The sequence below is a fragment of the Corynebacterium canis genome (genome assembly GCF_030408595.1).
Classification (GTDB): Bacteria; Actinomycetota; Actinomycetes; order Mycobacteriales; family Mycobacteriaceae; genus Corynebacterium; species Corynebacterium canis.
Genome location: NZ_CP047080.1, coordinates 2,587,604 through 2,609,253, shown reverse-complemented (window position 1 = coordinate 2,609,253; position 21,650 = coordinate 2,587,604). Strand labels below are relative to the sequence as shown.

22 protein-coding genes are annotated in these 21,650 nt (G+C 60.6%); 10 read left to right on the top strand and 12 right to left on the bottom strand.

The window, feature by feature from the left end; translation table 11 throughout:
- Positions 1-439: 439 nt before the first annotated feature.
- The 3 genes from CCANI_RS11575 to CCANI_RS11565 all read left to right on the top strand — a co-directional run bounded on the left by CCANI_RS11575 (position 440) and on the right by CCANI_RS11565 (position 3,862).
- On the top strand, positions 440-2,752 hold the full coding sequence (locus CCANI_RS11575) for an ABC transporter permease (RefSeq protein WP_186750237.1): 2,313 nt from the start codon (positions 440-442) through the stop codon (positions 2,750-2,752).
- A 127-nt stretch (positions 2,753-2,879) separates the two neighbouring features.
- Complete coding sequence (gene trhA, locus CCANI_RS11570; protein WP_353959410.1) at positions 2,880-3,575, top strand: PAQR family membrane homeostasis protein TrhA; 696 nt, start codon at positions 2,880-2,882, stop codon at positions 3,573-3,575.
- On the top strand, positions 3,572-3,862 hold the full coding sequence (locus CCANI_RS11565; RefSeq protein WP_146324345.1) for a hypothetical protein: 291 nt from the start codon (positions 3,572-3,574) through the stop codon (positions 3,860-3,862). Before trhA ends, CCANI_RS11565 begins: the two co-directional genes overlap by 4 nt.
- Here the strand turns inward: CCANI_RS11565 and CCANI_RS11560 are convergent.
- Entirely contained in the window at positions 3,859-4,824 is a 966-nt protein-coding gene (locus CCANI_RS11560; RefSeq protein WP_146324344.1) for an acyl-CoA thioesterase, read from the bottom strand. The two genes, CCANI_RS11565 and CCANI_RS11560, sit on opposite strands and share 4 nt — an antisense overlap.
- A gap of 54 nt (positions 4,825-4,878) precedes the next feature.
- Between CCANI_RS11560 and CCANI_RS11555 the strand changes: the two genes are divergently transcribed.
- Genes CCANI_RS11555 through purM form a run of 4 tightly spaced genes read left to right on the top strand, consistent with a single transcriptional unit; the run spans position 4,879 to position 8,730 of the window.
- Positions 4,879-5,265 (top strand): sterol carrier family protein, encoded by a 387-nt coding sequence (locus CCANI_RS11555; RefSeq protein WP_146324343.1) that lies wholly within the window; start codon positions 4,879-4,881, stop codon positions 5,263-5,265.
- A gap of 57 nt (positions 5,266-5,322) precedes the next feature.
- The gene (locus tag CCANI_RS11550) at positions 5,323-6,042 is read left to right on the top strand and encodes a VIT1/CCC1 transporter family protein (protein ID WP_146324342.1); all 720 of its coding nucleotides are present in this window, start codon (positions 5,323-5,325) and stop codon (positions 6,040-6,042) included.
- A gap of 55 nt (positions 6,043-6,097) precedes the next feature.
- Positions 6,098-7,612 (top strand): amidophosphoribosyltransferase, encoded by a 1,515-nt coding sequence (gene purF / locus CCANI_RS11545; protein WP_246118219.1) that lies wholly within the window; start codon positions 6,098-6,100, stop codon positions 7,610-7,612.
- 47 nt (positions 7,613-7,659) lie between these two features.
- The gene (purM, locus tag CCANI_RS11540; RefSeq protein WP_146324340.1) at positions 7,660-8,730 is read left to right on the top strand and encodes a phosphoribosylformylglycinamidine cyclo-ligase; all 1,071 of its coding nucleotides are present in this window, start codon (positions 7,660-7,662) and stop codon (positions 8,728-8,730) included.
- Between the two features lie 206 nt (positions 8,731-8,936).
- Here the strand turns inward: purM and CCANI_RS11535 are convergent, their stop codons facing one another.
- Together CCANI_RS11535 and ygfZ are read right to left on the bottom strand one after the other, a co-directional pair.
- Positions 8,937-9,140, bottom strand: coding sequence for a DUF3073 domain-containing protein (locus CCANI_RS11535; protein ID WP_146324410.1), 204 nt, complete (start codon positions 9,138-9,140; stop codon positions 8,937-8,939).
- 148 nt (positions 9,141-9,288) lie between these two features.
- A complete protein-coding gene (gene ygfZ, locus CCANI_RS11530) occupies positions 9,289-10,299 on the bottom strand; it encodes a CAF17-like 4Fe-4S cluster assembly/insertion protein YgfZ (RefSeq protein ID WP_186750235.1) in 1,011 nt (336 codons plus the stop codon).
- A gap of 21 nt (positions 10,300-10,320) precedes the next feature.
- Here ygfZ and CCANI_RS11525 point away from each other — a divergent pair, with 21 nt between their 5' ends.
- A complete protein-coding gene (locus CCANI_RS11525) occupies positions 10,321-11,202 on the top strand; it encodes an aminodeoxychorismate lyase (RefSeq protein WP_146324339.1) in 882 nt (293 codons plus the stop codon).
- Between the two features lie 568 nt (positions 11,203-11,770).
- Here the strand turns inward: CCANI_RS11525 and CCANI_RS11520 are convergent.
- A complete protein-coding gene (locus CCANI_RS11520) occupies positions 11,771-12,412 on the bottom strand; it encodes a heme-binding beta-barrel domain-containing protein (RefSeq protein WP_146324338.1) in 642 nt (213 codons plus the stop codon).
- 14 nt (positions 12,413-12,426) lie between these two features.
- On the bottom strand, positions 12,427-13,125 hold the full coding sequence (locus tag CCANI_RS11515) for an LmeA family phospholipid-binding protein (RefSeq protein WP_146324337.1): 699 nt from the start codon (positions 13,123-13,125) through the stop codon (positions 12,427-12,429).
- A gap of 25 nt (positions 13,126-13,150) precedes the next feature.
- Here CCANI_RS11515 and mshD point away from each other — a divergent pair, with 25 nt between their 5' ends.
- Positions 13,151-14,020 (top strand): mycothiol synthase, encoded by an 870-nt coding sequence (gene mshD / locus CCANI_RS11510; protein ID WP_146324336.1) that lies wholly within the window; start codon positions 13,151-13,153, stop codon positions 14,018-14,020.
- Between the two features lie 819 nt (positions 14,021-14,839).
- Here the strand turns inward: mshD and CCANI_RS11505 are convergent.
- The 7 genes from CCANI_RS11505 to dusB form a co-directional block, all read right to left on the bottom strand.
- Positions 14,840-15,454 (bottom strand): putative endonuclease domain-containing protein, encoded by a 615-nt coding sequence (locus CCANI_RS11505; RefSeq protein ID WP_146324335.1) that lies wholly within the window; start codon positions 15,452-15,454, stop codon positions 14,840-14,842.
- Positions 15,455-15,575: 121 nt separating this feature from the next.
- Positions 15,576-16,490, bottom strand: coding sequence for an IS3 family transposase (locus CCANI_RS11500; protein WP_146325788.1), 915 nt, complete (start codon positions 16,488-16,490; stop codon positions 15,576-15,578).
- A 14-nt stretch (positions 16,491-16,504) separates the two neighbouring features.
- Entirely contained in the window at positions 16,505-16,699 is a 195-nt protein-coding gene (locus tag CCANI_RS11495) for a hypothetical protein (protein ID WP_290211245.1), read from the bottom strand.
- Positions 16,700-16,758: 59 nt separating this feature from the next.
- Positions 16,759-17,616, bottom strand: a complete 858-nt coding sequence (locus CCANI_RS11490; RefSeq protein WP_246118325.1) for an IS3 family transposase — start codon at positions 17,614-17,616, stop codon at positions 16,759-16,761.
- Between the two features lie 71 nt (positions 17,617-17,687).
- Positions 17,688-17,978, bottom strand: a complete 291-nt coding sequence (locus CCANI_RS11485; RefSeq protein ID WP_290211243.1) for a transposase — start codon at positions 17,976-17,978, stop codon at positions 17,688-17,690.
- A gap of 204 nt (positions 17,979-18,182) precedes the next feature.
- The gene (locus CCANI_RS11480) at positions 18,183-18,497 is read right to left on the bottom strand and encodes a hypothetical protein (protein WP_146325642.1); all 315 of its coding nucleotides are present in this window, start codon (positions 18,495-18,497) and stop codon (positions 18,183-18,185) included.
- 206 nt (positions 18,498-18,703) lie between these two features.
- Positions 18,704-19,849 (bottom strand): tRNA dihydrouridine synthase DusB, encoded by a 1,146-nt coding sequence (gene dusB, locus CCANI_RS11475; protein ID WP_146325643.1) that lies wholly within the window; start codon positions 19,847-19,849, stop codon positions 18,704-18,706.
- 245 nt (positions 19,850-20,094) lie between these two features.
- On the opposite strand from dusB, the gene scpC reads away from it, so the two are divergent.
- Positions 20,095-21,612, top strand: a complete 1,518-nt coding sequence (scpC, locus tag CCANI_RS11470) for a succinyl-CoA:acetate CoA-transferase ScpC (protein ID WP_146325644.1) — start codon at positions 20,095-20,097, stop codon at positions 21,610-21,612.
- The last annotated feature ends 38 nt before the right edge of the window (positions 21,613-21,650 follow it).

The window sequence follows — 21,650 nt, the reverse complement described above, 5'->3', positions numbered from 1 at the left end:
GCCAGTTGGTTTGGGGCTGCGTCATGCGGCTGCGTCTAGATTGCGCTTTGGACCGCTTTGGAAGGTGCCGAGCCCGATGCTGGAATCGAGGCGTTTGTTTCTGTTGCTGGCTATCCATGTGTTAATCCAGTAGTGGGTTCTTATGAGCGCGGCGGCGATAGCAACTTACGAGTATTCGGAGAAGCTCACGCTCACACGCTTACACGCTTGCCCTGAGGTCCGATTCTTGCGGTGCTTCTCTGCCTCATTGGTGAGATGCCCATTTGGGGACTGAGTGCCAAGTAGCGATACACTTAGGTATGGCTGCATGCACGCTCGTTCGGCGTAAGGTGGGGTGTATGCACACGCGCTACGCTCCGCAGGGGGCTTTTCGGGATGGTTTTCGTGTTCTTCGCAGCGGCGGGGGACGTTGTGCCATTGAGGGGGCCTATTAATGCGCATGCCTTTGCTGAACGCATTGCGGCAGATGCGTTTACAAATCAGCTCTTTGCTGGGTTTGATCATTATCATCGGCGTGGCCGTAGGATTTTACGCAACGTTAAAGTCGAATTCGGTCAACTTTGAGCAAAGCTCGCATCAGTATTTCCAAGACTATAAGATGCCGGATCTTATCGTAGATGGCATTGATTTCACGGAGGAAGACGCCGCGAACCTTGAAAAGATTGCGGGCGTTGAGGCGGTGCAGGCGCGTGCCACGGTAGATGCGCGTGACGGTGACATTACGTTTAGGTTGCTGTCTTACGATATTCACAATCCTCGTGTAAACCGGCCTTACCTGTACGAAGGTGAGGAGCCAAAGACCGCCGAGGAATGCCTTGTCGCCGATAAATACGCGGTAAAGCACAACGTGCACCCAGGCGATACCCTTTCGTTTGAGAATCGGGCGTTTAGCGCGGAGTGCAAGGTGTCCGGCATCGCTACGACGCCGGAGGACATGTACCTGAAGCAAAGCGCCACGGAATCTATCGCCGATACCAGCGAATTCGGCGTGCTGTATGTGGATACGGAGTTTCTATCGCAGCGCAAGATTCCGATGAATCAAATCGCGTTAGTTTTCGCGCAAGATTCCGATGAAGAACGCATCTACGATACTGTTGAAGATGAACTCGGAGATAGAATAGTAAAGCTCACCAAGCGGGAAAAGGTGAGTAGTTATGATGCGTTTTCGGCGGATGTTAGCGATTTCAATCGCATGGCGTATATCTTCCCCATCGTATTCCTTATTATCGCTTCCGTGGTGGTGTTTGTCGGGCAACGCCGCAATGTCTTGCGCGATCGCAGGCAGATCGGAGTTCTCAAAGCGATGGGTTGTGGCAGCGCCCAGATTATGTTCTTGTATTGCGCAATCTCGGTGGTGGCTACGGTAGTGGGTGCGGCATTGGGGGCCGTGATTGCGAGCGTCGCAGGGCCATCCTTGGTGAACACATATCAATCCATATTTAGTGCACCATTTTTCACATTTGGGGGGCTCGCGCACCACATTTGGCTGCCGACAATTTTCGCATTCATCGTGACGATCGTGTCCACCGTTATCGCGGTTTGGGGCGTGGTTACGATCATGCCCGCCGAGGCCATGCACGCGGAACAACCGAAAACCGGCCGCGATATCCTGCTGCAACGTACCCGCTTGTGGAATCGCCTCACGTTCCATTCCCGCTACGCCGTCAAATCCGCGCTTCGAAATCGTGGTCGGTTTTTCGCAATGGTGTGCGGTGTTGTGGCGTCCGTGACGCTGACCGTGATGTCTCTTGGTTTCCAAGATTCTTACAAGTTCATCACCACCGATTATTTCGATACTGCTATCGATTATGATTTCGCCGTCCGAACCCAGCCCACGCCGAGCACGCAACCGCCGGCGTTTCTCGACGCCGTGGACCTCACCCAGCAGCAACAGGCGCTGGTGCTGCCGGCCACGCTCACCGCAGGGGACAGGGATGAAGAATTACCAGTGGTGATCGTGGACGACCCAGAAGCCGTATATAGTTTCAAAGCCGACGATGGTGGCGAGCCGGAGTACGGTGATGGATTGGTGCTGTCCCACTACTACGCCGATAAACTGGGCGTTTCGGTGGGTGACGCGGTGGAAATCACCACTCCCAACGGTGTGGTTGAGGGGACCATTAAGGTGTCGGACCGAGTGCGGCAGAACCTTGGATTTATCGCCATCGCCACCTATGCGCAGGCGGAAAAACACTTGGGCCTCGAAAACCCGTCCTACAACACGATCTTCGCCAATGCGGACGGAGATCGCAACGAAGTGGAAAAGGAAATCGAGCGCCAAGAAGGCGTGCTGGCGATAAGCTCCATCGGCGATGAACGGGAGAGCTTTCAGAAGCTTTCCGCTACGTTAAACATGTATATCGAATTGCTGGTGATGTTTTCCATCGTTCTCGGCGTGGCTGCCCTCTATTCGGTGTCCACGATTGCGCTGCTGGCTAGGCAATACGAGTTCGTGATCCTGCGCGTCATGGGCTATTCGCCCCGCGAGATTTCCTTGGCGTACCTGAAAGAGCTCGTGATGCAATTCCTAGTAGGGCTGCCGCTTGGCCTGGTCGGAGGCTATTATCTCACCAGTTTCGTGTCGCGCCAGTTCGCCAACTCGCAATTGCTCTTTGCGTCGTTCATTGATTGGGATACATACGTGTACTCGGCCCTCGCAGCGGCCCTAGTCATTGGGTTTGTTTGGTTAGTTTCGCTTCGAAAGATTGCACGATTGCAGCTGGTGGAAGGCCTCAAAGGACGCGACGAATAGCCCAACGATCGCTGCGCGCGGCGCTGACGTTGCTTGTCGCGGCGTCGATAAGCCTAGCGGTGGTGCGCTGCGGCGATTACACTTTACGCAATCGTAGGTTACGTCTTTGAAGGTCTCAATTGTGGCAGTGATTCAACAACCCCAGCTTGTGCAACGGACCCGGTGGGTGCTTGATCGCGGGCCGCGACCTAAAGCGCGTGGCTGGTATCATTGCGCGGCTGCGGTGCTGGCGGCATTGTCCGGAGCCGTCTTGACCACGTTCGCTTGGATGACCCTGCCGTGGTTGCCCGCGCTTGGCGTCACGATTTACGCCGTGGGATTAACACAGTTGTTCGGGGTGTCGGCGGCTTATCATTGCGGCCCCTGGCGGTCCGAACGTGTTGTCGCTTGGTGGCGGTGGGCGGACCACTCCACGATCGCGGTTTTTATCGCCGCTACCTATACGCCGATGTCGTTATTGACGCTGTCTGGGCCCATTGCAACGGGGTTGCTGGCGGCGGTTTGGTGTGGCGCCTTGCTGAGCGTGGTGCTGTCGTTGCTGCCGCATCCGCGATGGCTCCACGTGGTTGTTTACCTCCTGTTGGGGTGGCTCGTGGTGCCGCTGATTCCGCAATTGTGGCTGCATGCGGGGCATGTTGTGGTGTGGTTACTGTTCGCCGGCGGGGTGGTGTATTCGCTCGGCGCGGTGCTTTACGCATTGCGGTGGCCGGGGCGCAATGCGCGTTGGGTTGGCTACCATGAGCATTTCCACCTCGCTACGATTATTGCCGGCGTTTTGCACCTGATCGCGGTGTGGATGGTGGTTGTTCAAGGCGGAGCATGACCTACCGAATAGCACTCATTTTCGTTGCCGGGATGCTCGTGTCCTGCGGCGCCCCGTCGAGCGAAACTACGTTCACAACGCAGCCGCCCGCGGATCAAGATTATTGGAGCAGCGAGCGCATGCATGAGGCGGAGCCGATACCAATGCCAGCACCGCAGTCGTGGTGGCAGCGCCTCATAGAGTACGTCGCTCGCATGTTCGACGGCTCCGCTGACAACGCCCCGGCTTCCGAAGCCCCCGCTCCCAAGACTTCCGGCCCCAGTACTCCAGCCCCCAGCACTTCCTAGCGCTGGATCAGCGGGTGGGGGGAATACCGCGCGCGCAGTTCGCGCAGCTTGGCCGCGTGTTCGGATAGTCGAACATCCTCGCTAGCGCGCGGGACGAATTGGCGGGCGGGGAGCGGGTGGCCGTCGATATCCACCGCGATATAGGAAATCGTGGCGTGAATCGCGGTTTCCAGGGCGGAGCGGCCGCCCCGCGGAGCCCCAGACCGCACGTGAACAGACATTTGCATCGAGCGGGCATCGGTGCGCATCAGGCGGGCGTCAACTTCAATGAGATCACCGATCTGGATGGGCCGGTAAAAGCGGATCCCGCCAGCGTACACGGCCACGGTGTGCTCGCCCGACCATTCCATGGTGCAGGCCGCGCCGGCCTCGTCAATCCATTCCATTGCGGTGCCGCCGTGGACCTTGCCGCCCCAGTTCACATCGGTTGGTTTCGCCAGGAAGCGGGTAATCAACCGGGGTGCTTCCGAAGGGCCGACGTATGTCTGCTCTTCCATCTCCTGTTCGATCGCCTTCCGGAGTTCGATGCGGGACAGCGCGGCGTCGAAAACGCGGCGTTCCTCATCCGTGCTTGGGACGAATTCCGGCACCGGTTGGGGTCGCCCCGTTTCCGCGTTTTTGGCCACGAAGATCACAAGGCAATCGCACGCACGAGTGAATACCCCCTCGCGCGGGTCGGCCGAAAGCACCTCATTAACAATGTGCATGGACGAGCGCCCCGTCATGGCGATCCGGGAACGCACTTCCACCATGTGCCCGCTGGGAATCGGCCGCGTGAAATGGATGTGGCCAACGTATGCGGTTACGCAATACGCCCCCGACCAACCGACCGCACAGGCGTACGCGGCTTTGTCTATCCATTCGAGGACGCGGCCGCCGGATACGCCGTGGTTACCGGCCATAATGATGTCCGTGGGGGCGGCGAGAAAGCGGAGCGTAAGGCTGGGGGAGCGTGATGTCATGAGGGGTTCCTTTCGTGTGTAGCTTTAGCTTATAGAACGGTAAACTCGCGCCCTGTGAAGCGTTCCATTTCCCTCGCAGACACCCGCGCCGCCGTGCTTGCGGTTGCCGATTGGTTGCGCGATGATTCCGCCCCGCAGCCGCCCCGCGCCGCGATTGCTCAAGCCGTTCGGATGACCGCTCGTAGGCTCGAGGCCGCAGCACCCGGCCACAGCGTAGAAGTCCGCATACCCCCGTTTGTAGGTATCCAATGTATCGACGGTCCCCGCCACACGCGCGGCACCCCACCGAACGTTGTCGAGACCGATGCTCGCACGTGGCTTCGACTCGCCACCGGGCTTACGCAGCTTGCCGACGCCGCGACCGTGGACATTTCCGGAAACCGCGCCGCCGAAATCGCGCGATGGCTGCCGTTGGTATCAATAGAAGGGGACAAAACCTAAGGTCAGGCCAACCTTTCCAAGTGTGCGCACTTATGCACATATCGATATGATGGGGTCATGATTGAAACAACACATATTATTGAAGAACCTCACAATTCCGGCCTGAACAATAAGCTCAATTGGCTTCGCGCAGGTGTTCTAGGTGCCAACGATGGCATCGTGTCCACGGCGGGGTTAGTTATGGGCGTTGCGGCTACCGGGGCGTCGACAAGCGTTATAGCCACGGCGGGTTTTGCGGCGGTGGTTTCGGGCGCGGTGAGCATGGCGCTCGGCGAATACGTGTCGGTGTCCACGCAGCGCGATACGGAAAAGGCGCTGATCGATAAGGAGCGCTGGGAGCTTGCCACCATGCCCGCGGCCGAGCACAAAGAGCTGGTGGAAATCCTGCGCAGTAAGGGCCTTTCCAAACATACGGCCGAAATGGCCGCCCTCGAACTCGCCGAGCACGACGCGCTCGGAGCGCACCTCGACATCGAACTCGGGCTCGATAGGGAAGAGCTCACAAATCCGTGGATCGCCGCCGGTTCGTCCGCGTTTTCGTTTGTGCTTGGCGCGGTGCTGCCGTTGATCGCGGTGCTGATCGCACCGGTCGATTGGCGGGCCGCTGTGACGCTTATCGCCACGGTGATTGCGTTGACCGTCACGGGCAGCGTATCGGCGTTCCTTGCGGGCGGTGAGCAGGGACGATCCGTCGCACGCCTGGTGTTTGGCGGCGCGCTGGCCCTCGCTATTACCTATGTAATCGGCGTTGTGTTCGGGGTCGCGGTGGGCGGTTAAACGGGATTATTAGGGCGTAACCCAATGAGCCGCTACGATAGCTTCCGTGGCAGCTTTGGAGAAATCCCTCAGCGCGGCGGCCCCGTGTCCCGCGCCCACCGATCGCGACGGATTCGATGACCACGGCGAGCAGAACCCTAGGGAGGAATGCGGCGTCTTTGGGGTTTGGGCACCTGGGGAGGAGGTCGCCAAGCTCACATATTACGGCCTGTATGCGCTGCAGCACAGAGGGCAGGAAGCGGCCGGCATCGCGGTCGGCGACGGAGACCAGATTTTGGTGTTTAAAGACATCGGCCTCGTCTCCCAAATCTTCGACGAACAAACTCTCGATTCCCTGCGCGGGCATATCGCCATCGGGCATACCCGCTATTCCACCGCGGGCGGTGGCTGTTGGGAAAACGCGCAGCCGATGTTCCGCGTCACCCCCGATGGCACCGACGTCGCGCTCGGGCACAACGGCAACCTAGTCAACTACATTTCCTTGCTGGAAGAGGCGGCTGCGCGAGGGCTCGTAGATAAATCAAACAGCCCTTCGGATTCGGATGTGATGTGCGCATTGCTCGCCGACGGCATGAAAGGCGGCCGCAGCATCGTCGAATCGGCGCAGGAACTCCTCCCGCGAATCGAAGGTGCGTTCTGTCTTACGTTTACCGATGGCACTACGCTTTACGCCGCCCGCGACCCGTACGGCGTGCGGCCGCTGTCCATCGGCAGGCTGGAGCGCGGTTGGGTGGTCGCCTCCGAAACCGCAGCGCTGGACATAGTCGGGGCGTCGTTTGTGCGCGAGGTCGAACCCGGCGAATTGATCAGCATCAGCGAGGCTGGCGTGCGCTCGGAACGCTTCGGCGTCACCCAGCACAAGGGCTGTGTATTCGAATACGTGTACCTGGCGCGCCCGGATTCCGTGATTCGCGGCCGCGCGGTGAACGCCACCCGCGTGGAGATCGGCCGTCGCCTGGCCCAGGAGTGCCCAGCGGACGGCGATCTCGTGATCCCCGTCCCCGATTCCGGCACCCCCGCCGCCGTCGGCTACGCGCAGGGCTCCGGAATTCCGTTCGGACAAGGCCTGGTCAAAAACGCCTATGTCGGTCGAACGTTTATTCAACCTTCGCAGACGATCCGGCAGTTGGGCATCCGGCTGAAGCTAAACCCATTGCGCGAGGTGATCGCAGGCAAACGGCTCGTGGTGGTCGATGATTCCATCGTCCGCGGCAATACCCAACGCGCCCTGATCCGCATGCTGCGGGAGGCTGGCGCGGCGGAGGTTCATGTGCGCATCGCCTCCCCGCCGGTGAAGTGGCCGTGCTTTTACGGTATTGACTTCGCCAGCCCCGGCGAGCTGCTGGCGAATTGCGTCGAAGGCGACGACGAGGAGGCGATGGTGCGCGCCGTGGGCACCGCCATCGGTTCGGATTCGCTGGGCTTTGTGTCGGTGGAGAACATGGTCGAGGCCACCCGCCAGGATCGCGAGCAATTGTGCTGCGCCTGTTTCGATGGCGTGTACCCGCTGGGGCTGCCGGAGGGTAACCACAACGCCGACCTTGTGCGTACGATGCAGGCTACGATATAGCTGCGTTCACCATTGATTTTCAGTGACTTTTAGAAAGCCATAATTGTATGAGCCAACACTCAAATTCCGAGATTTCTTACGCCGCCGCCGGGGTGGATATTGCCGCGGGCGACCGCGCTGTCGAGTTGTTCGCCCCCCACGCCAAGCGCGCCACTCGCCCAGAGGTTCGAGGCGGGCTTGGGGGTTTCGCGGGGCTTTTCGCGCTCGGCAAATACCGTGAGCCGCTGCTGGCCGCCGGTTCGGACGGCGTCGGCACGAAGCTCGCCATCGCCCAGGCCATGGACGTGCACAACACCATCGGCATCGACCTCGTGGCCATGTGTGTGGATGACCTCGTGGTGTGCGGCGCCGAACCGTTGTTCCTGCAGGACTATATCGCCGTCGGCAAGGTGGTTCCCGAACACGTGGCCGAGATCGTTGCCGGCATCGCCGAGGGCTGCGTGCGCGCCGGCTGTGCGCTGCTGGGCGGCGAAACCGCCGAACACCCGGGCACGATGGACCCCACCCATTACGATGTTTCCGCCACCGCCGTGGGCGTCGTTGAGGCGGACAGCGTCCTTGGCCCCGAACGTGTGCGCACCGGCGACGTGGTTATCGCCATGAAGTCCTCCGGGCTGCATTCAAACGGGTATTCGCTCGTCCGCCACGTGTTACTGGAGAAGGCGGGCCTGCCCCTCGACGGGTATATGGAGGAGCTCGGCCGCACGCTCGGCGAGGAGTTGCTCGAACCCACCCGCATTTACGCCCTCGATTGCCTCGCCCTCGCTTCCGAATGCGAGGTACATACGTTCTGCCACGTCACCGGCGGCGGCCTAGCGGGCAACCTCGCGCGCGTGATCCCGGACGGCCTGGTCGCAGAGCTTTCCCGCGCCACGTGGACCCCGGATCAGATCTTCCGCACCATCGCTTCCCTCGGCAAGGTCCCCCAAGCCGAGATGGAAAAAACCTTCAATATGGGGGTGGGCATGGTGGCCGTGGTGGCTCCCCAGGACCGCGACCGCGCGCTTGCCATGCTGACCGCCCGCCACATCGAAGCGTGGGAGCTTGGCACCGTCCGTAAGGCGGCTCCGGGCGAGGAGCAGCTGGTGGTCCTTACCGGCGAACACCCCGGGTATTAAACGCGCCCCGCGCACCCTGCCGCCGCCGTCGCTTCTCTACGCCGCGCGTGCGGCCGGGCCAGGCGGCTTCTCGCGGTACCCCCGCCACACCGTACGACAAAAACAGGTGTGCACACCTGTTTGGTGCGCCACCTGCAGCAGACATGGCGAAAGCGGGGCATGGGCCCAAGAGCCCTTGGCCCTACCTCACGGTGACCCTTGAGGGTTTACCGCCAAGACCGCTCGTCCTCGTCATCGTCGTCTTCCCAATCCGCCCATTCGGCGTACTGGTCATCCTCACGATGAGAGGAGTCTTTCTCAGACTTCCCAGCGAGCTCCCGCTGCAGTGAAGCGAGGTCCATTTCTGGAGAGTTGTACTTCAGTTGACGAGCAACCTTGGCTTGTTTTGCCTTGGCGCGGCCGCGACCCATGGCCTGACCCCCTTGGTGTGAGCGAGGAGTGCGCGGGGAATTCGGCACTCCCTTGAGTGTTCTTAAGTAAATGTATTCCTGTTAGACACAATAGCGGTTGCGAGCGAAAAAGTCCGCACCGAGTCGCTCACCTGCATGTTTGCGGGGGTTACCGCCCCCGAAGTCGGTTTTGGGCGGCGCGTCCCGGTCGTTCCCCGTCGTCTGTGGGGATGGTGTCGGGGTCGATTTGCAGCGCCACATCCTCCACCGCCAGTCCGGGCACGCCCACGGCACTGCGTTTGATCAGCGCTAGCCCGATCGGCCCGTAATCGCAGTCATGTACGACCGTCCCCAGGCGTCCCACCTTGCGGCCGCCCGCAGTGATCGCCGATCCCGGTTCGGGCAATTCCGGCGCGGAGCCGTCGATGTGCACCATCACGAGCACCCGCGGCGAGCGCCCCAGATTGTGCACGCGCGCCACGGTTTCCTGCCCGCGATAGCAGCCCTTATCCAAATGTACGGCCGATTCGATCCAGCGCGGCACTTCGTGGGGGATGGCCTTTTCGTCGAGGTCTGCGGTGACTTCCGGCTCCACCGCTTTCACACGTTCCGCGGTAAACGCCATCAACCCCGCCAACGGCAGCCCTAGCTTATCGACGGCCGCCCCCAACCGCTCCCGGGGCACCAAGACGTCCCAGCGCTCGGGGCCGCCCCATTGGACTCGTCGTTTCATCCCGGTGGTGGGTTCCTCGCCGATGACGGTGAGCAACGCCAGATCTGCCTCCTTAATCTCCACATCGGACCAAAACACCATGCGGAGCAGGTAGGGCTTTAAGGTTGCGATCTCAGCGGCGGGACCTTCTAGAAAGAAAGTGTCATTATCAAGCCAAATCCCCACATGATGGAGGATCCGCCCTTGCGCGTCGAGGTTTAACGCGGCGGTGGAGGGCGGGGCGTCGATAAGCTGCTGCGAAAGCAGGTTGTTAAGAAACGCGGCGGCGTCCGGGCCGCTGACTTTCAGCACACGGTGGTGCGAACGGTCGACCACAAACGGGCCGCGTTGCTCGCCTAGCGGGTTGCCATAATGCCAGGCCACGCCAACATTCGGGGTTGCCGGCGCCGCGCCAGGGCGAGCCATGAACGGGGACACATATGCGCAAACTTCAGCCACAAGGCACATGGTAACCCGTAATCTAGACATATGAAGCCCACAATCGTCGTGTTGGAACCGTATGGAGGTTCGACTCGCCACCATAACCCCGAACTACCCTTTATTTTTTGGGACGACGCAGCCGTGACACGCGGCGACGGAATATTCGAAAGCATGCTCGTGCGTGGCGGACGCGTGTGCAACCTACAGCCGCACATCGACCGCTTCTGCGCCAGCGCCGAACTCCTTGGCCTCCCCGCGCCGCGCCCCGAACATTGGCTCAAAGCCACGGAAGAGGCGCTGGGCAGCTGGGGCGAGGCGGAAGGCACCTGCGTGTGGACCTACACCCGCGGCCGCGCCGCCACCGGCCACCCCAGCGCGTGGATCGTAATCAAACCTATTGACGAAACCACGCTGCGCCTGCGTATCGACGGCGCGCGCGTCATGACCGCCCCCCGCGGCTACACCGTGAACACGGAACTGCCCACCAATCTCTCCGGGCCCGCAACCGCGCCCTGGCTTACCGTCGGCGCGAAAACGCTCAGCTACGCCGCGAACATGGCCGCCAAACGCTACGCCAACGCCAATGGCTTCGACGACGTTATCTACGTGGAAGACGGGCGCGTGCTGGAGGGCACCACGTCGACGATCGTGGCGGTGCGCGGCACCAACCTGTACACGCCGCCGCCGGGTGGCGATATTCTCCCTGGTACCACCCAGCACGCCCTGTTCGAGCACGCCAGCTGGAAGGGGTGGCGCTGCCACGAACAGGAGCTTAGCGTGACCGATCTGCTCGAGGCGGAAAGCGTGTGGTTGCTCAGCGCGCTGCTTATTTCCGCGCGCGTGACCCGCATCAACGAAGTGGAGCTTGCCGACCCCGGTGAGGAGGCCCGCGATCGCTTCGCCCACATGGTGGACAAGGCCCTCGGGTAGCGGGTTTGGTACGCGGCAAAAGACAGAGTGAAGGCCCCAGAAACTTTTGTTCCTGGGGCCTTCCTCCCCCCGAGGCCACCTTTTCGGTGCACCAGCAGAATAGCTCGCTTCGGCGCCTTGAGGGAAGGTTTCTGCCGTGGAGAAAGTGATAAGGACGAAGCTATTAAATCGTATCCATTTCTAATTTCACAGAAAGCAATATTGCTAGCTTCTCGCTTGTTGCTGGTGCTCGGTGCCGACGCCTGCCGGGCAAAACGATTGCAGGGCAGGGGTTATAAATTCACGCCCGCGCGGCGGGCGTCGAGGGATCGGTACACAGGGCGGGCTGCGGCGTGAATTGCGCGCCTTTCAAGGGTGCGAAACCAGTTTGTAAACACTCGTTTCGCCCGACGCCGATAGCTCGCGCGGCGTGCTAATTTTTGGGTTTTATCAGCGAATCCTTCGCACCAGAAAGTGCCCTTAAAACACCCCCGTAAAGCGCCCCCGATGCTCACGGGCGGGAGGGGGTGCGGCGGCGGCGGTGTGCGTGGCTGTGGTGCTGGCGGGCGGGGCGTCGATACGCGGAAGCTTAGCCCACCACGCGCTTGAGTTGGGCGGACAGCCGAGGTTGCAGCGCGCCATCGTGCAACCGTTCCTCCACCCAGCCCAGCTCGTTCGAGGGGAGCAGGCCGTACAGGCGCTTGCCAGGGCCCAAATCTGCCGGCCCGGTATCCGTGACCAGCGTAGACGCGCTTTCCAGCTGCCACGCGCGCTCGTTGAGGGGGTTGCCGTAGAAAATCTCCACCACGCCGGCGGCGCCGCAGCACACCACCGAAATCTCGTCTTCGAGGCTAATCCGCCAGAAACCGGTTTCCCGCTGGTCATGGCCGGTCGGGGAGCCCGTTTCGTCGAGGCGCCACACGATGGACTCATAGGAAAGGTAATTCTCGCCGTTGTGCCGGAACGTCAGCTGCTGGCCGAACGCGTACTGGCCGCGCGCCGAATCCGCCTGCCCCTCGCCGCGCCACACGCCCACCAGCGGGAGCAGCGCAAGGAGGCCATCGTGCAGGTTCGGGCCGTGGCGCAGGTTCGCCGTGTCCGCCGCAATGGCTAGGTCGGCGAGGCCTTCAATACCCGAAGGAATGTTCAAACCGGCGGTGTTTCGCGATTGCTCCGCCGCCAGATTTACGGCTTCGCTGCCATCAATTTTAGGGGTGTTTTCTTCAGACATGGCCCCCAGCCTACTCACGTTGAGCGCGATAACGGCGACAGGTCGGTGGCGTCCAGCAATACGTTGCGTTCCAGCGATTCCACGTAGATTGAGCCGCCGGCGACGAAAATCTTGCTGGCGGGGGCGGTGAGCGGCATCTCCGCGTTTGTGAACGTCAGTGCGAATGCGTCGTTGTGCTCGGGGATGATATTGATGGTGTCGCCGATAATCCGAAGCTTGGCCAGTTCGGTCACAGGTTCGATTGCGCCGGGCGGCGTGCCGCGGAGCCGGACCTCAGCCGCGTCACCGCCGTTTGGCGACATATCGTAAGGTTGCGTAATATCCAGGTCAGTCATATTTAGCAGGTGCCCCAGCGCCACGCCGTCCATGCTGATGCGCCGCGTAAGCAGCCCCGCGCGCGCACCCGTAATGTTCCCTTCGCGCACTTGTTCGGGCGTGACTTCGACGCCGCGCGCTTCCGTCCGCGCGTTGACCATGCCGAGCCGCGGCACGTCCACGTCTAGAACTTCTGAGCTAATAATGGGGATTTCGCCGGTGATCAACGCCTGCGCGTACGGCACGCCGCCGAGGTAAATCTTTGGCGTTGCGTCGAGGTGGGCGTGCTGCCGCGTCTCCTCACCGATACGGCGTTCGAGGTTCGCCGCGTATGCGTTATCCACGGCGTACGCGCCACCGAGGACGATCGCTACCGCAAGGGCAATTGTGCGTTTCACCCTTTCAGGTTACTAGGGTAGGTTCATGGAGCTTCGACAAGTCACCGCCCTGCCCGAACCGTTGCTCGCCCAAGCCTTCGCGCTTTGCGACGCCGCGACCGCCGCCGACGGCTTCGCACCCCTGTCCGAACAGTTTCTTCGCGGGCTGGCCGAAGGCAACACGCACGTCTTGCTCTTTGCCCCGAACCTCGTCGCGCTCGCCGCGTACGACGGTGCCACGATAGAACTGGTGGTCCATCCAGATCATCGTCGCAGAGGTTACGCCACCGCGCTTCTCGACGCCCTCCCTTCCGCCAGCATTTGGGCCCACGGCAATCTGCCTGCCGCACAAGCGTTCACCGCCGCCCGGAATATGCGGCCGGTGCGAACACTCCTAGTCATGGGCATTACCGGCGCCCCCTTAGCGGACGCTGCCCGTCGCGCAGAATCTGCCTTGCCCGCAGGTTTCCACGAATCCACCTACGCCGCCCTCGGCGAATCTGCCTTGCCCGCCTGGTTGCGCATCAATAACGAAGCGTTCTCTTGGCACCCCGAACAAGGCGGCTGGGATTTAGCCCGCCTGCGCCACGCGCTCGATGTGCCTTGGTTCTCCGCCCCCGGCGTTCGCTTCCTGATGTCCGATTCCGGTGACATGGCGGGTTTCCACTGGACAAAGCAGCATTCCAACCGTTTGGGCGAAATCTACGTCGTCGGCCTTGGTGCCGCCTACCGCGGCCAGGGCCTGGGCACCCCCCTGATCTGCCTGGGCCTAGCTCACCTTGTCAGCATTGGTTGCGACGAAGTGATCCTCTACGTTGAAGCCGACAATGAACCCGCCGTCCAAGCCTACGAACGCCTCGGCTTCACCACCAAGGAGGAACACGTCGCCTACGATCCAGCACACGATCCCGCCTAACCCACCCGCGGAATCTGCCTGCCTTTCCACCCGCGACAGATCTGCCTGAGGCAGATTCGTCGCGGCCGCGTTTCCCCAGGAAAACTCGGCCCAAAAATCAGGCAGATCCTGCGCGGCCAGGCAGATGTGACGGGGCCGGACAGCTGCCAGGCAGATTGTACGTGGCTGGTGAGTGCGGGCTTCGGTGGTTCGCAATCGATTGGTGTTCCAACGTGTTCAAGGCCGCCGTGACCTATCGCCGGTAACAATGCATTACGCCGGGTGGCCTTTTGTTGGGGCGGTGATGCGGATCTGCCTGAGCATGGAAAATCCTCGGCCTTGAGCACGGAAAATTCCGGCCTCCACTCGCCGCATCACCTGGCGTGGTGGTGAGGATTTGCCTGGTTTCCTGCCGTGTCAGATGTGCCTGAGGCAGATTCGTCGCGGCCGCATTTCCCCAGGAAAACTCAGCCGAGAAACCAGGCAGATCCCGCGCGGCCAGGCAGATTGTACGTAGCCGGAGCGCGAACAGGCAGATTTAACGTGGCCGGGGAACAGGGGTGCTGCAACTACGGGCAGCTACGGGGTGCCGGGGGCAGACGGAAGTAGCAGGGCAGGCGCGGAGCGTAAAGATGGGCCAGGGGTGCGCCGGGTTTCGGGGCTCACCGAACAGTGTTTGGCCTCACCGTGCCGGGTGCGGGGGTGCGGTGGGCGCGCAGCAACAAAGGCAGGTCGGCAAACAAAGCCGAGGTAGTTGAGGTGCAGCGAACGATCGCCGTGAGAAATCTGCCGTTCGGATTCGGCCGTGAGTATTCGGCCGTTAAGGTTCGCCGTGAGGATTCAGCCGTTCGGATTCGCGTCGGGTTTTGGCGGTGTGGTGTTGGTTTCGGCGCGGTGGATGGCGCGGCGCAGGGTGGTGATCAGGTCGCGGGGTTTTTGCAGCAGCCCGTGGGTGATACGTAGTGGTTCCCAGCCGAGTTCGCGTAGCCGGATCAACACTTTCGCGTCGTAGTCGCGTTGGCTGCGTTGGAGGTGGTGGGCACCGTCGTAGAACAAACCAACGCGGATATCGGGCCAGCCGGAATCAAGCACGGTCAGCAGGGGTGTGCCATCGTCTGCCAGCGCACCGGAGTTATAGATCGGGATTTGCACCTCCAGGTGTTGGCGAAGCTGCTCGGCAATCAGGCGTAGTACGGTTTCCGGGGGCGACTGCGCCCCGGTGCGGGACAGGTTCAGCAGTTTTTTCAGTTGGCGGGCGCTGAAAATATTGCGGGCGATGTCGCGCACCAGCTGAAAGTTCAGTGTGGTGCATGCGCGCAGCGCGTCGATCAACTGGATGGCGCGGACTTCCCAGTTAGCAAGGTTGGGTACTTGGTAGACCCACCAGGAGTGGCGGTCGCGCTGCAGATCAATCAGGCAATCCACCAACGCGTATTCGGGGGCAACGACCTGCATGCCGGGCAGTTCCTGATCCGGTGTCCACACCCTGGTGCCCGGCCGCAGTCTGCGGCGGGTGGCGTCTGGGCTGTGTCAAATTTTGTGGACGGTAAAACCCGGTTGTGTTCGTTGTGTGGGGTTATGCTGCGGAGTTTGGGGGGTGGTCGTTGTGGCGGGCGAAGAATTGGTGCATGGCATCGGCCGGGACGGTGCCGGTGGCTGAGTGCGGTCGTTGCCGGTTGTAGTACGTTTCGATCCATTGGCCGGTTTCAAACCGAGCGGCGAATTTGGTTGGAAATTGTTTTCGGTCGAACAGTAGATGGAGTTTCAGCGTTGAAAACAAGGATTCAGCGACGGCGTTGTCCCAGCACACTCTTGTTTCACCGACGCTTAAACGTACATCCATTTGGGCGGCGATGCGGGTGAAATGTTGAGAGGTGTATTGGGAGCCGCGATCGGAATGAAAAATGGCGTTCCCGGCGACGTACCCGGCGTGATAGGCCATGGCAAGTGCATCGACGACAAGTTGGGAGGTCATGCGATCTGCGATCTGCCAGCCAACGACCATCCTAGTGGTTAGGTCGATGACTGTCGCTAGATACATCCAGCCCTGGCCGGTACGAAGGTAGGTGATATCGCCGCACAGATGCGTCGTGGCCACCGGCGGCTGAAAGTTCCGTTGCAGCAGATCAGTGCGGGCAGCAGCCTTTGGATCAGGGATTGTTGTCCGTTTGAATGGGCGCCGGTATTTCGTAATCAAATGTTCTTGGGACATGATGACTCGCACGGCATACAGGGTTGTGGCGATGCCTTCCCGGCGAAGCTGTCGATGGATCGTGCGCGCCCCAGCAAACCCATTGTGACCATGGAAAAGTTCCTTGACGTGTGTGGTGATCTGGGCTCTGCGGCCGCGTGGTGTTGCCGGTGCTGGTGGGCAATCCACCCGAGCCCGCCATGCATAGTATCCCGAGGTAGAAACCTCCAAGAGCCGACACATCATCGTTACGGGAAACCGGGGATTTGGTGTGCCCAATGCATCGAAATGGAAAATCACCGGATAAATCTCGACTACGGTTGCGTCTTTGCGAAGAAGGCGGCCGCTTTCTTTAAAAAATCATTCTCGCGTTCCAACTCCATAATCCGCTTACGCAATTGCGTCGGATCATCCGAGGTAGTATCCGCGGCGCGTTTGTGACTGCCGGAACCAGTCCCCAGTGTGCCCTGGGCTTTGGCCACCCACCGGCCCAACGACGACGAAGACACGCCGTGGGCTGTGTCAAATTTTGTGGACGGTAAAACCCGGTTGTGTTCGTTGTGTGGGGTTATGCTGCGGAGTTTGGGGGGTGGTCGTTGTGGCGGGCGAAGAATTGGTGCATGGCATCGGCCGGGACGGTGCCGGTGGCTGAGTGCGGTCGTTGCCGGTTGTAGTACGTTTCGATCCATTGGCCGGTTTCAAACCGAGCGGCGAATTTGGTTGGAAATTGTTTTCGGTCGAACAGTAGATGGAGTTTCAGCGTTGAAAACAAGGATTCAGCGACGGCGTTGTCCCAGCACACTCTTGTTTCACCGACGCTTAAACGTACATCCATTTGGGCGGCGATGCGGGTGAAATGTTGAGAGGTGTATTGGGAGCCGCGATCGGAATGAAAAATGGCGTTCCCGGCGACGTACCCGGCGTGATAGGCCATGGCAAGTGCATCGACGACAAGTTGGGAGGTCATGCGATCTGCGATCTGCCAGCCAACGACCATCCTAGTGGTTAGGTCGATGACTGTCGCTAGATACATCCAGCCCTGGCCGGTACGAAGGTAGGTGATATCGCCGCACAGATGCGTCGTGGCCACCGGCGGCTGAAAGTTCCGTTGCAGCAGATCAGTGCGGGCAGCAGCCTTTGGATCAGGGATTGTTGTCCGTTTGAATGGGCGCCGGTATTTCGTAATCAAATGTTCTTGGGACATGATGACTCGCACGGCATACAGGGTTGTGGCGATGCCTTCCCGGCGAAGCTGTCGATGGATCGTGCGCGCCCCAGCAAACCCATTGTGACCATGGAAAAGTTCCTTGACGTGTGTGGTGATCTGGGCTCTGCGGCCGCGTGGTGTTGCCGGTGCTGGTGGGCAATCCACCCGAGCCCGCCATGCATAGTATCCCGAGGTAGAAACCTCCAAAAGCCGACACATCATCGTTACGGGAAACCGGGGATTTGGTGTGCCCAATGCATCGAAATGGAAAATCACCGGATAAATCTCGACTACGGTTGCGTCTTTGCGAAGAAGGCGGCCGCTTTCTTTAAAAAATCATTCTCGCGTTCCAACTCCATAATCCGCTTACGCAATTGCGTCGGATCATCCGAGGTAGTATCCGCGGCGCGTTTGTGACTGCCGGAACCAGTCCCCAGTGTGCCCTGGGCTTTGGCCACCCACCGGCCCAACGACGACGAAGACACGCCGTACTCGGCGGCCACTGAAGCTCTGGACTTTCCAAGGACTATGACAGCGTCAACACATTGCTGACGGAATTGCTCAGAATAACTAGAAGTCATGATTCCTATCCTCTCAGGATGTGGGTTTTACTGACCACAAGAATCATGACACCTCACCGTACTCGGCGGCCACTGAAGCTCTGGACTTTCCAAGGACTATGACAGCGTCAACACATTGCTGACGGAATTGCTCAGAATAACTAGAAGTCATGATTCCTATCCTCTCAGGATGTGGGTTTTACTGACCACAAGAATCATGACACCTCAGTCGAACACGCTGTGGCTGCGTTGGAAATTACTGGCCACATGCACGGTGATGTGGGCATCATCCACCCAGTACTTCAAACCGGCATAGGCTGCGGCGGCCCAGCCGCCGATAATGACATTCGGGCTTTGGGTGAAATGCGCCCGAGCCCGCAGCATGATCGGGGCGGCAAACCCGAGGCGCTGCGGGTGATACCGCGAACCCCACTCCACCTCACGGGAAGCCCGACAATACCCACGCGGCATCGCAAGCCTACGAGTGATGTTGACGAAAGAGGTATCAAGCAGTTTGGTGCGACGCTGAAACAAACCCATAGCACCAGGCATAACCCCAAAACAGCACAAAACCCAGGGTTTTCCCAGACACACCCCACCAACCTGTGGATAACTTGAAACTATCCACAGGCACACAGGGTTTCAGCGGCAACAAGGTGGCGCCCAGCAAAACAAACTGGTATAAGCCGAACGCCACCGCAGGTCTGCGCATTAACCCGCGCCAAGCTCACAAATGAGTACGATTCCTACCCGCCGGAGTGCATGATTTCGGCCCCTTCGGGGACGGTTTCGTCTTCTGGGTTGTCGAGCCACCCTTCGGGGAGCACTACTTTCGCGGGCGATCCTTGCCTCCCACGTGCGCCCTCGGAATCCTCGGCGAGCGCGGTGGAGTGTTCCCAGGGCGCTAGGGCCGCCGCGACGTCGGCAAGTGAACTTACCCGCGCTAACTGTGCTCGGGCGTCGCCGCCGACGGGGAAACCGCGCAGATACCAGCCCATGTGTTTGCGCAGATCGCGACACCCTTTCGCTTCGCCCTCATGTGCGATCAATAGCTCGGCGTGGCGAAGGATTATGCGGGTGACTTCGCCGAGCGTCGGCTCTGGGGGTAATGGCTGGCCGCGCAGTGCGGCGGAGAGCTGCGCAAAAAGCCAGGGGCGGCCGAGGCAGCCGCGACCTACGACGACACCGTCGCAACCCGTTTGCTGCATCATTGCCTGAGCGTCCGAGGCCTTGAAAATATCACCGTTGCCTAGCACGGGGATGCCGGTGTCGGCCAAATGCTCCTTTAACCTGCGGATTTCATTCCAGTCTGCGGCACCGGAATAGCGTTGCGCGGCGGTGCGGGCGTGCAGTGCTACGGCGGCGGCGCCTTCCGCGACGGCGATGCGCCCGGCGTCGAGATGCGTGTGGTGAGCGTCGTCGATGCCTACGCGGAATTTAACGGTTACTGGAACGTTTGTTCCCTCAGTCGCACGTACGGCCGCAGCGACGATATTGCCAAACAGCCGCCGTTTGTAGGGCAACGCTGAGCCACCCCCGCGCCGCGTGACCTTCGGCACCGGGCAGCCGAAGTTCATGTCGATGTGATCGGCCATGTTTTCGTCCACGATCATCTTCGCGGCCTCGTACGTATATTTGGGGTCGGTCGTGTAAAGCTGCAGCGAACGGGGGTCCTCGTCCGCCGCGAACGTCGTCATGCGCAGGGTTTTCTCGTTACGTTCAACCAGCGCGCGGGCGGTGACCATTTCGCACACATATAGGCCAGCCACGGTGCCCATCTTTTCGCGCTCTTGTTCGCGGCACAGCGTGCGGAACGCGACGTTGGTCACGCCCGCCATCGGCGCCAGCTCCACGGGAGATTGCAGCTCCAGAGATCCGATCATCAGTGTCACCGCTGTATTGTCGCATGCTTAGCGACGCCCGCGCACCTCGACGTCGCCGCAACGTTTCTCGCGAACGGGGGTAATAAGTGGGGAGTGGATTGTAAAGATTTGCGGAAGTAGGGGCGTGCGGCGGGGGGATTTGGGATACTGTGGTCACCACAACTTGGGTTCCATCGTATAGGGTGCGTCACAGTACCCGGTGGGGTCTACGTCACATGAAGACATGTAATAGGTCAGAACTCTCAGGAGGATAAATGTCCGATCGGATCGCAAACGCCAAGCTTCGCGGCAAGGTCATGAGCGCGGAAGAGGCCGCACAGCTGGTAAATCACGGCGACAAGGTCGGGATCTCCGGCTTCACCGGCGCTGGTTACCCGAAGGCGCTTCCCTCCGCCATCGCAGAGCGCGCCAAGGAAGCCCACGCACGCGGTGAGGAATACATGATTGACCTCTTCACCGGCGCATCCACCGCCCCGGACTGTGATGGTGTACTCGCAGAGGCTGACGCGATTCACTTCCGCACCCCGTATCAGTCCGATCCGATTCTGCGTTCGAAGATCAATGACGGCACTACGTTCTACGCCGACTACCACCTGTCCGAGTCCGGCCTCTACGTTGAGCAGGGCTTCTTCGGCCAGATGAACGTTGCCATCGTTGAGGTCGTTCGCATCACCGAAGACGGCCACCTCGTGCCCTCCTCCTCCGTGGGCAACAACGTGGAATACCTCGACGCCGCCGAAAAGATCATCATCGAGGTCAACTCCTGGCAGTCCGAAGAACTCGAGGGCATGGCGGACATTTGGCGCAACAACAAGTTGCCCAACCGCACCCCGATTCCGATCACCGAGCCGGGGCAACGCATCGGCACCACCTACATCGACATCGATGTGGACAAGGTTATCGCAGTCGTGGAAACCGACCTGCCGGACCGCAATGCGCCGTTCAAGCCGATCGATGACCAATCCAAGCAAATCGCCGGCCACTTCCTCGACTTCCTCGAGGGCGAGGTAGCTGCAGGACGCCTCACCTATGACGGCTACCGTATGCAGTCGGGCGTCGGCAATGTTCCTAACGCTGTGATGAGCGGCCTGCTGGACTCGAAGTTCGAGAACATCCAGGCGTACACCGAAGTTATCCAGGACGGCATGGTCGACCTTATCGACGCCGGCAAAATGACCGTCGCCTCCGCCACCTCCTTCTCCCTCTCGCCGGAATACGCAGAGCGCATGAACCGCGAGGCCTCGAAGTACGCCAAGCAAATCATCCTCCGCCCGCAGCAAATCTCCAACCACCCGGAGGTTGTGCGCCGCCTCGGCCTGATCTGCACCAACGGCCTGATCGAAGCCGACATCTACGGCAACGTTAACTCCACCAACGTGATCGGCTCCCGCATGATGAACGGCGTTGGCGGCTCCGCGGACTTCACCCGCAACGGCTACATCAGCTCCTTTATTACGCCTTCCGACGCCAAGGGCGGCGCCATCTCCGCGATCGTGCCGTTCGTGTCCCACGTCGACCACACCGAGCAGGACGTCAAGGTTGTGATCACCGAATTCGGCTACGCTGACCTGCGCGGACTCGCTCCCCGCCAGCGTGTGCAGAAGATGATCGCCCTCGCACACCCCGACTACCGCCCGCTGCTCGAAGAGTACTACGAGCGCGCCCTCCACATGGCGGAGAAGAACAAGACCATGCAGACGCCGCATGATCTCGCGACCGCATTCAGCTTCCATCAGCGTTTCGCAGAGACCGGCACCATGAAGAAGAGCTAATTGCTTCTTCCGTCAGCGCCGTAGCCCACCACCCTGGG

Bases quoted from the DNA above. Each gene is read 5' to 3' on its own strand.
- CCANI_RS11575 (WP_186750237.1), top strand. From the start codon at position 440: ATGCCTTTGCTGAACGCATTGCGGCAGATGCGTTTACAAATCAGCTCT.
- CCANI_RS11565 (WP_146324345.1), top strand. From the start codon at position 3,572: ATGACCTACCGAATAGCACTCATTTTCGTTGCCGGGATGCTCGTGTCC.
- CCANI_RS11560 (WP_146324344.1), bottom strand. From the start codon at position 4,824: ATGACATCACGCTCCCCCAGCCTTACGCTCCGCTTTCTCGCCGCCCCC.
- CCANI_RS11550 (WP_146324342.1), top strand. From the start codon at position 5,323: ATGATTGAAACAACACATATTATTGAAGAACCTCACAATTCCGGCCTG.
- purM (WP_146324340.1), top strand. From the start codon at position 7,660: ATGAGCCAACACTCAAATTCCGAGATTTCTTACGCCGCCGCCGGGGTG.
- CCANI_RS11535 (WP_146324410.1), bottom strand. From the start codon at position 9,140: ATGGGTCGCGGCCGCGCCAAGGCAAAACAAGCCAAGGTTGCTCGTCAA.
- ygfZ (WP_186750235.1), bottom strand. From the start codon at position 10,299: ATGTGCCTTGTGGCTGAAGTTTGCGCATATGTGTCCCCGTTCATGGCT.
- CCANI_RS11525 (WP_146324339.1), top strand. From the start codon at position 10,321: ATGAAGCCCACAATCGTCGTGTTGGAACCGTATGGAGGTTCGACTCGC.
- CCANI_RS11520 (WP_146324338.1), bottom strand. From the start codon at position 12,412: ATGTCTGAAGAAAACACCCCTAAAATTGATGGCAGCGAAGCCGTAAAT.
- mshD (WP_146324336.1), top strand. From the start codon at position 13,151: ATGGAGCTTCGACAAGTCACCGCCCTGCCCGAACCGTTGCTCGCCCAA.
- CCANI_RS11505 (WP_146324335.1), bottom strand. From the start codon at position 15,454: ATGCAGGTCGTTGCCCCCGAATACGCGTTGGTGGATTGCCTGATTGAT.
- CCANI_RS11490 (WP_246118325.1), bottom strand. From the start codon at position 17,616: ATGTGTCGGCTTTTGGAGGTTTCTACCTCGGGATACTATGCATGGCGG.
- CCANI_RS11485 (WP_290211243.1), bottom strand. From the start codon at position 17,978: ATGACTTCTAGTTATTCTGAGCAATTCCGTCAGCAATGTGTTGACGCT.
- CCANI_RS11480 (WP_146325642.1), bottom strand. From the start codon at position 18,497: ATGGGTTTGTTTCAGCGTCGCACCAAACTGCTTGATACCTCTTTCGTC.
- scpC (WP_146325644.1), top strand. From the start codon at position 20,095: ATGTCCGATCGGATCGCAAACGCCAAGCTTCGCGGCAAGGTCATGAGC.